The sequence below is a fragment of the Pseudomonas sp. AU12215 genome, assembly GCF_001675465.2.
In the GTDB taxonomy this organism is placed as follows: domain Bacteria; phylum Pseudomonadota; class Gammaproteobacteria; order Pseudomonadales; family Pseudomonadaceae; genus Pseudomonas; species Pseudomonas nitroreducens.
In genome coordinates this window covers 143,706-150,449 of record NZ_MACM02000045.1, presented here as the reverse complement: position 1 = coordinate 150,449, position 6,744 = coordinate 143,706, and the positions used below count along the sequence as shown (strand labels likewise).

General features: G+C 65.5%; 6 protein-coding genes and 1 pseudogene. 4 read left to right on the top strand and 3 right to left on the bottom strand.

The window, feature by feature from the left end:
- Window positions 1–95, bottom strand: a pseudogene (locus tag A9513_RS35445) (phosphonoacetaldehyde hydrolase); the annotation flags it as partial.
- 32 nt (window positions 96–127) lie between these two features.
- Window positions 128–1,243, bottom strand: coding sequence for a 2-aminoethylphosphonate--pyruvate transaminase (locus A9513_RS11400; RefSeq protein WP_065084790.1), 1,116 nt, complete (start codon window positions 1,241–1,243; stop codon window positions 128–130).
- Between the two features lie 148 nt (window positions 1,244–1,391).
- Here A9513_RS11400 and A9513_RS11395 point away from each other — a divergent pair, with 148 nt between their 5' ends.
- Window positions 1,392–2,252, top strand: a complete 861-nt coding sequence (locus A9513_RS11395) for a LysR substrate-binding domain-containing protein (protein ID WP_065084789.1) — start codon at window positions 1,392–1,394, stop codon at window positions 2,250–2,252.
- 126 nt (window positions 2,253–2,378) lie between these two features.
- Here the strand turns inward: A9513_RS11395 and A9513_RS11390 are convergent, their stop codons facing one another.
- Entirely contained in the window at window positions 2,379–3,257 is an 879-nt protein-coding gene (locus A9513_RS11390; RefSeq protein WP_024762382.1) for a LysR substrate-binding domain-containing protein, read from the bottom strand.
- 333 nt (window positions 3,258–3,590) lie between these two features.
- Between A9513_RS11390 and A9513_RS11385 the strand changes: the two genes are divergently transcribed.
- The 3 genes from A9513_RS11385 (at window position 3,591) to A9513_RS11375 (ending at window position 6,663) form a co-directional block, all read left to right on the top strand.
- Window positions 3,591–4,949: an MFS transporter gene (locus A9513_RS11385; RefSeq protein WP_065084788.1), complete on the top strand. Its 1,359-nt coding sequence runs from the start codon at window positions 3,591–3,593 to the stop codon at window positions 4,947–4,949.
- A gap of 170 nt (window positions 4,950–5,119) precedes the next feature.
- Complete coding sequence (locus A9513_RS11380; protein ID WP_024762384.1) at window positions 5,120–5,641, top strand: RNA polymerase sigma factor; 522 nt, start codon at window positions 5,120–5,122, stop codon at window positions 5,639–5,641.
- A gap of 98 nt (window positions 5,642–5,739) precedes the next feature.
- Complete coding sequence (locus tag A9513_RS11375) at window positions 5,740–6,663, top strand: FecR domain-containing protein (protein ID WP_065084787.1); 924 nt, start codon at window positions 5,740–5,742, stop codon at window positions 6,661–6,663.
- Window positions 6,664–6,744 lie beyond the last annotated feature (81 nt).

Sequence of the window (6,744 nt, the reverse complement as noted above, 5' to 3'; positions counted from 1 at the left end):
AAGATCTGGGTCGGTGCGAAGGAGCCGAAATCGACCACGGTGCCAGCCCAGTCGAGGATGGCGGCTTGCAGTTGCTTGGGTTGTTCGTAGTTCATGGCATTCAATCCTGTGGGAATTCGGGCAGGCGTCAGATTTCGAAGACTTCCATTTCTTTCAGCGTCTCGGCGATGGCCGCGACGGCGGCACGCATGCCGCTGGCGTCGACCTGGCCGATGCAACCGACGCGGAAGGTTTCCACCTGGGTCAGCTTGCCCGGGTAGAGGATGAAGCCCTTCTCGCGCACCCGGTTGTAGAACTCGGTGAAGCTGTAGCGGGCGTCACTCGGAGCATGGAAGGTGACGATGATCGGAGCCTGGATCGCGGCCGGCAGGAAGCTGCGGAACCCGAGTTCGGCCATCTCGGCCAGCAGAGTCTGGCAATTGTTTGCGTAACGCTGATGACGGGCCGCAAGGCCACCCTCCTCCTCGTACTGGGTCAGCGCTTCGTGCAGCGCGGCGACCACGTGGGTCGGCGGAGTGAAGCGCCACTGGCCGGTCTTGGCCATGTAGGCCTGCTGGTCCTGCAGGTCCATGGACAGCGAATGGCAGTTGCCGGCGCTGGCGTTCAGCGCGCTGCTGCGGGCGAAGACGAAGCCCATCCCCGGCACGCCTTCCAGGCATTTGCCGGAAGCGGCGATCAGCGCATCGAAGGGAATGTGGCGGGCGTCGATGTCCAGGGCGCCGAAGGAGCTCATGGCGTCGATGATCAGGCGCTTGCCGTGGGACTCGATGACCTTGGCGATGTCCTGCAGCGGGTTGAGGATGCCGGTGCTGGTCTCGCAATGGATCAGTGCGACGTGGGTGACGCTGGGGTCTTCCGTGAGCAAACGGTCGACGTCGGCGGCGGTGGTCGGCACGTCTTCTTCGGTTTCGAAGGTGCTGAACTCGCGGCCGATCACCTGGCAGATTTTCGCCAGGCGCTTGCCGTAGGCGCCGTTGATCAGCACCAGCACCTTGCCGTCGCGCGGCACCAGGGTGCCCACGGCGGCCTCGACGGAGAAGGTGCCGCTGCCCTGCAGGGGCACGCAGGTGTGGGTCTGCTCGCCGTGGATGATCGCCAGCAGGCGCTTGCACACATCGGCGGTCAGCTCGTTGAAGTCGGCGTCCCACGAACCCCAGTCGACCATCATGGCGCGACGGGTGCGGGGGGACGTGGTCAGCGGACCGGGAGTCAGCAGGATGGGGGCTCGCTCGGCAGTGCTCATGCTCGATTCCTCTTTCGTGGGAACGTCGTCAGGGCTGAATTCGTTTTGGCCGGGCGGGTTCGCCGTGGCCTGGGCATAACTTGCCGGCCGGGCAGATATCGTTCAAATTGTTTATCACGATGCACTGCATAAGCCGGACATATACCTCATGAACCTCTTCCAGCTCCGGGCGTTCGACGCCGTCGCCCGCGAACGCAGCTTCACCCGCGCCGCCGAGCGCTTGTTCATCAGCCAGCCAGCGGTGACCGGGCATGTAAAGGCGCTGGAGGAGCACTACCAGATCAACCTGTTCCGCCGCACCGCGCGAGGCGTGGAGCTGACAGAAGATGGCGTACGCCTGTCGGCGATCAGCCGCACCCTGTTCGCCCTGGAGGAGGAAGCCGAGGCCATGCTCGACGCCAGCCGCGAGCTGGTGACCGGGCGTATCGAGGTAGCCGCCGACGGCCCGCACCTGGTGATGCCGATGCTCGCCCGGCTGCGCGCGTCCTACCCCGGCATCACCGTCAATCTGCGCCTGGGCAATGCGCAGGAAACCCTCGCAGCGCTGATGGACGAGCACGTCGATATCGCCGTGCTGACCGAAGTGGAGCCGCGCGCCGGGCTGTTCCTGCGCGAACTGGTGGAGTCACGCATCTGCGCGTTGGTGCCGGCCAGCCATGCCTGGAGCGAGCACGCTGGCGAGCTGCCGCTGGGCGAGCTGGACCAGCGGATCATGGTGCTGCGCGAGCCCGATTCCATCACCCGGCGCACCTTCGATGCGGCCTGCTCGGCAGCCTCAGTGGCGCCGCGCGTGCTGCTGGAGTTGGACAGCCGCGAAGCGGTGACCGAAGCAGTGGCGGCGGAGCTGGGGATCGGCATCGTGTCGTCGCTGGAGGTCAGCCCGGACCCGCGGGTGAAGGCGATTCCACTGAGCGGCGACGGGCTGCTCAACCGCCACGCCATCGGCTGCCTGGAACGGCGCCGGGGGTTGCGGGTAGTGAGTGCGTTTCTGGAGTTGGCGGAAGCCTGACCTGAGGTTCGGCAGGATGCGGTTCGCGAGCAAGGTCGTTCCTACAAGGGAAACGCCAGCGTATGACCAATCTGTAGGAGCGAGGGGACGCCTAGTTCTTGCTCGCGAACCACCCACAACCATGCCCTACTCCGCCGGCAAATCTTCCTTCACCAGATCGAGAAAGGTCGCCACGATCCGCCGCGTGCTCTGCTCGCGCAGGCATACCAGCGTCTCGCTCATACGCCAGTGGCAATCGAGGATCGGCAGCGCATGCACGCGCGCATCCGCGCCCAGTTCGGCGGCCGAAACCACGCCCACACCAATCCCCACTGCCACCGCTTCCAGCGACGCCTCACGCCCCTCCACCTCGATGGCCGGACGGATGCGCAGGCCGGCGCGGGCCATTTCCGCTTCGAGCATCTGCCGGGTCACCGAGCCCTGCTCGCGCAGCACCAGCGGCATGTCGTCGAGATCGGCCAATTCGATGGACTCGCGCCCGGCCCAGGGATGACTGCGGCCAACGAAGGCCACGATGGGGTCGCTACGCAGGGTGAAGGTCAGCAGGCGTTCGTCCTGGACTTCGCGGCCCAGCAGCGCCAGGTCGGCCTGATAGTCGAACAGCCGTTGCAGGGACTCGTCGGTGTTGCCCGTTTCCAGCTTCACGCGGATACCCGGATGGCGTTGGCAGAAGCGCGCGATCTGCGGCAGCACGTGTACCGGTGCATCCACCGCCAGGGTCAGGCTCCCTGTCTGCAGCGCGCTGGATTCCTGCAGCAGCTCCTGCGCCTCAGCCTCGATCACGAACAGCCGCTGGGTTACCGACAGCAGGCGTTCGCCCAATTCGGTCAGGCGCACCGAACGCTTGTTGCGGTGGAACAACAACACGCCATAGCGCTCCTCCAGCTTGCGCACCTGATCGGAGACCGCCGGCTGGGTGAGAAACAGGCGCTCGGCGGCGCGGGTGAAGCTGCCGTGCACCGCGACCGCGTGGAAGGCCTTGAGCTGGGCGTGGGAAACGGACATGGGCGCGCCTCTGCAGGAAGGTTCTGACCCGTCATCCGCCATCGGACAGAACGCAACTGAAAGGTCATTCACGCAGAACACTAGCGTCATGGCGCTCTGTCATACAAGCCCAGCTTATTTTTGAAATCTGATAAATCGATTTCAGTTATTTATTCGAAATTGTTTCCATCGCTCCACCGCCGCTTCCCGACATCCACACGGAACGGCGGTACAGAACAGCTACAGCGCTTCTGACCCGCACCGCGAAGACGGTGCGACGTGCTCCGAAAACAACAATAAAAAAGGCGTTACCCACTGACTGCCGGCACAGCACAACAACAACGAGGTCAGACCATGCTCAACCCTCACGGCATCGCATCGCCGCGCGCCTCCCTCGCCCGCTGGAAATGGCAGATCTTCGCCATCACCTGGCTGGCCTACGCGGCCTTCTACTTCACCCGAAAGGCCTTCTCGGTGGCCAAGCTCGGCATCGCCGAGGACCCCGGCTTCCATCTCGACAAGATCGCGATGGCCAACCTGGACGCCATCTACCTCACGGCCTACGCCGTGGGCCAGTTCACCTGGGGCGTCTTCGCCGACCGTTACGGCCCGCGTGTGGTGGTGTTCGGCGGCCTGCTGATCTCCGCCGCTGCCGCGCTGGTCATGGGCAGCTTCGCCACCCTGCCGATCTTCGCCACCTGCATGGTGGTCCAGGGCCTGGCGCAGTCCACCGGCTGGTCGGGGCTGTGCAAGAACATCGGCAGCTTCTTCGCCACCCACGAACGCGGCCGCGTGCTCGGGCTGTGGAGCACTTGTTACGCCTTCGGCGGACTGGTGGCCTCGCCCTTCGCCGGCTGGTGGGCCTATGAAGTGTTCGGCACCTGGCATGCGGCGTTCTACTCCACCGCTGCCGTGGTCGGCGCAGTCGCCATCCTGTTCTTGCTGCTGCAACGCAACCGTCCGCAGGACGTCGGCCTACCGCCGGTGGAGGCCGACGTGCAGCAACCCGAAGCGGTGAACTACGCCGGCTTCAAGCATGAGGGCGAAAACGGCAAATCCCTGCGCATCCTCGGCAAGGTGCTGCGCAACCGTACCGTGCTGACCCTGGGGCTGGCGTACTTCCTGCTCAAGCCGGCGCGCTACGCGATCCTGCTGTGGGGGCCGGTGATCGTCTACGAACGCATGCCGGGGCTGGGCAAGGTCGGCGCGGCAATCCTGCCGTCAGCCTTCGAGGTCGCCGGGCTGCTCGGTCCGATCCTGATCGGCTACGCCTCCGACCGCATCTTCGGCGCACGGCGCATGCCGGCCTGCGTGATCAGCCTGCTCGGCCTGACGGTGTGCCTGGCGCTGTTCGTCCCGGCCATGCAGACCGGCAGCAGTCTTCTGGTGCTGGGCCTGCTGTTCATGATGGGCCTGACCCTGTACGGACCGGACTCGATGATCAGCGGCGCCGCTGCCGTGGACTTCGGCACCGGCGAAGCGGCCGGCACGGCAGCGGGTTTCGTCAACGGCTGCGGTTCCATCGGTGCGATCCTCGGCGGCCTGCTGCCGGGCTACTTCGACACCTACACCGTGTTCATCGGCTTCACCGTCACCGCGCTGATCGCCGCCGGCATCCTCATCCCGCACTGGAACAGCCGCCCGGAAGCGGCCAGCCAGACGCAAGCTGCCAACGACGAACTCCGCCTGAACGCACGCCCCGTGCGCTCCTGAGTCCCGCTTGCCCCTCACCAGCCGGCTGAGGGAATGGGCGAGGCGCCCCGCGCGCCTCGCCCTTTTTTCATTTCCCCTTGCACCAGCGGAGCCACGGATGGGCTTGTGCCATCAGCCCCGGCTGAATAATATTGATTATCATTTGAAAATTATTCCTGCTGGACGCCCTTGTGAGCACTTCCAACCTCGACGCGGTCTTCCTGGCCCAGCGCCTGCCTCTGCTGCGCACGCTCGTTCGGATGGTGAAGAACCCGAGCATCGCCGAAGACCTGGTGCAGGAAACCTACCTGCGCGTCGCCCGCACCCTGCTCGAACGCCGCATCGATCACCTGGAGCCTTTTCTCTTCCAGACCGGCCGCAACCTCGCGCTGGACCACCTGCGCCACCTGCGCATGCAGTCGCGGACCATGCTCGAGGACGTGCCTTTCGATATCGTGCAGGCCGTGCCGGCGCCGGGCTCCAGCGCCGAGGACCAGCTCCACGCGGAGAAACTGCTGGAGCGCCTGGGCGCGACGCTCGAACAACTCAGCGAACGCCAGCAACGCATCTTCATCCTCAGCCGCCTGCACGGCTGCGGCTATGCGGAAATCGCCGAGCAACTGGACGTCTCGCCCAGCACGGTGCAGAAGGAACTGAAACTGATCATGGCGATCTGTGTCGGACTGGTCAGCCGCCTCGAGGAAACGGTATGACGGACTACCGTTCGCCGGCCGATTCGACAACAATGCGCGGCTCCCCCTCCCAGGACCGCCCCGAGGATCGCCCCTTGCCCCCCGCAGACCCGCAGCAGATGGCCGAAGCCCTCGACTGGCTGATCCTCGAGGACGACATGGACGCCGCCACCCGTGCGCGCTTCGAGGCCTGGCTCGCTGCCAGCGAAGGCAATGCGCAGGCGTACCAGCGCGTGCGCGATGCGTGGCAGTCGCCACTGCTGCCGGTGGCTGCCGCCCGCCTGGAACGCAAGCGGGAGCAGGCAAAGGTTCAGCCGCTGCGCCGACAGCGCCGCTTCTGGAAACCAGTCGCCACGGCTGCGGCGCTGGTGCTCGCCATCGGTGTCGTGGTTCAGGGCGACCTGCTGACGCGCCTGTGCGCGGACCATCTCACCGCCGTGGGCGAACGGCAGAAAGTCCAGTTGGCCGATGGATCGAACGTGCTGCTCAATACCGACACCGCGTTCTCCAGCAAGGTCGACGACCAGCAACGCGTCGCCCGCCTCTATCGCGGCGAAGCCTTCTTCGACGTCGCCCACGACCGCAGCCGCCCGTTCGAAGTGGAAGCCGGGCCGGTGCAGGTCACCGTGCGCGGCACGGCATTCGCTGTGCGCTACCTGGGCAACGAGGCGGAGGTCAGCGTGCAGCGCGGCGAGGTGGACCTGCGCACGCGCCTGGACGATGCCCGCGTCAGCCTGGGTGCCGGCGACAGCATCCGCGTCGGCCCGCAGGGTTTCGGCGAACGCCAGCACAGCGGCGAGGCTGCCTCGCAACTGGCCTGGGTAAAGGGCCGCATGGTGTTCGAGAACTGCCCCATGAGCCAGGTACTGGCCGAGTTGCGCCGCTACTACCCCGGCTGGATCGTCAACACCAACGAGCGCCTGGACAACGTCAGCGTCACCGGCAACTGGCGCCTGGACGACCCGCTGGGCGTGGCCCGCTCGCTGGCGCAGATCACCTCCGCCGAGCTGCACGAATACCCGAAACTGCTGATCCTCAACTGATCGCCCGCCGCTGAACGGAAAGTATTTTTACTCGATTCGAAAGGCTCGTTCGTTTAGTCAGAAGCCAATGCAATAGATTCG

Bases quoted from the DNA above. Each gene is read 5' to 3' on its own strand.
- A9513_RS11400 (WP_065084790.1), bottom strand. From the start codon at position 1,243: ATGAGCACTGCCGAGCGAGCCCCCATCCTGCTGACTCCCGGTCCGCTG.
- A9513_RS11395 (WP_065084789.1), top strand. From the start codon at position 1,392: ATGAACCTCTTCCAGCTCCGGGCGTTCGACGCCGTCGCCCGCGAACGC.
- A9513_RS11390 (WP_024762382.1), bottom strand. From the start codon at position 3,257: ATGTCCGTTTCCCACGCCCAGCTCAAGGCCTTCCACGCGGTCGCGGTG.
- A9513_RS11385 (WP_065084788.1), top strand. From the start codon at position 3,591: ATGCTCAACCCTCACGGCATCGCATCGCCGCGCGCCTCCCTCGCCCGC.
- A9513_RS11375 (WP_065084787.1), top strand. From the start codon at position 5,740: ATGGCCGAAGCCCTCGACTGGCTGATCCTCGAGGACGACATGGACGCC.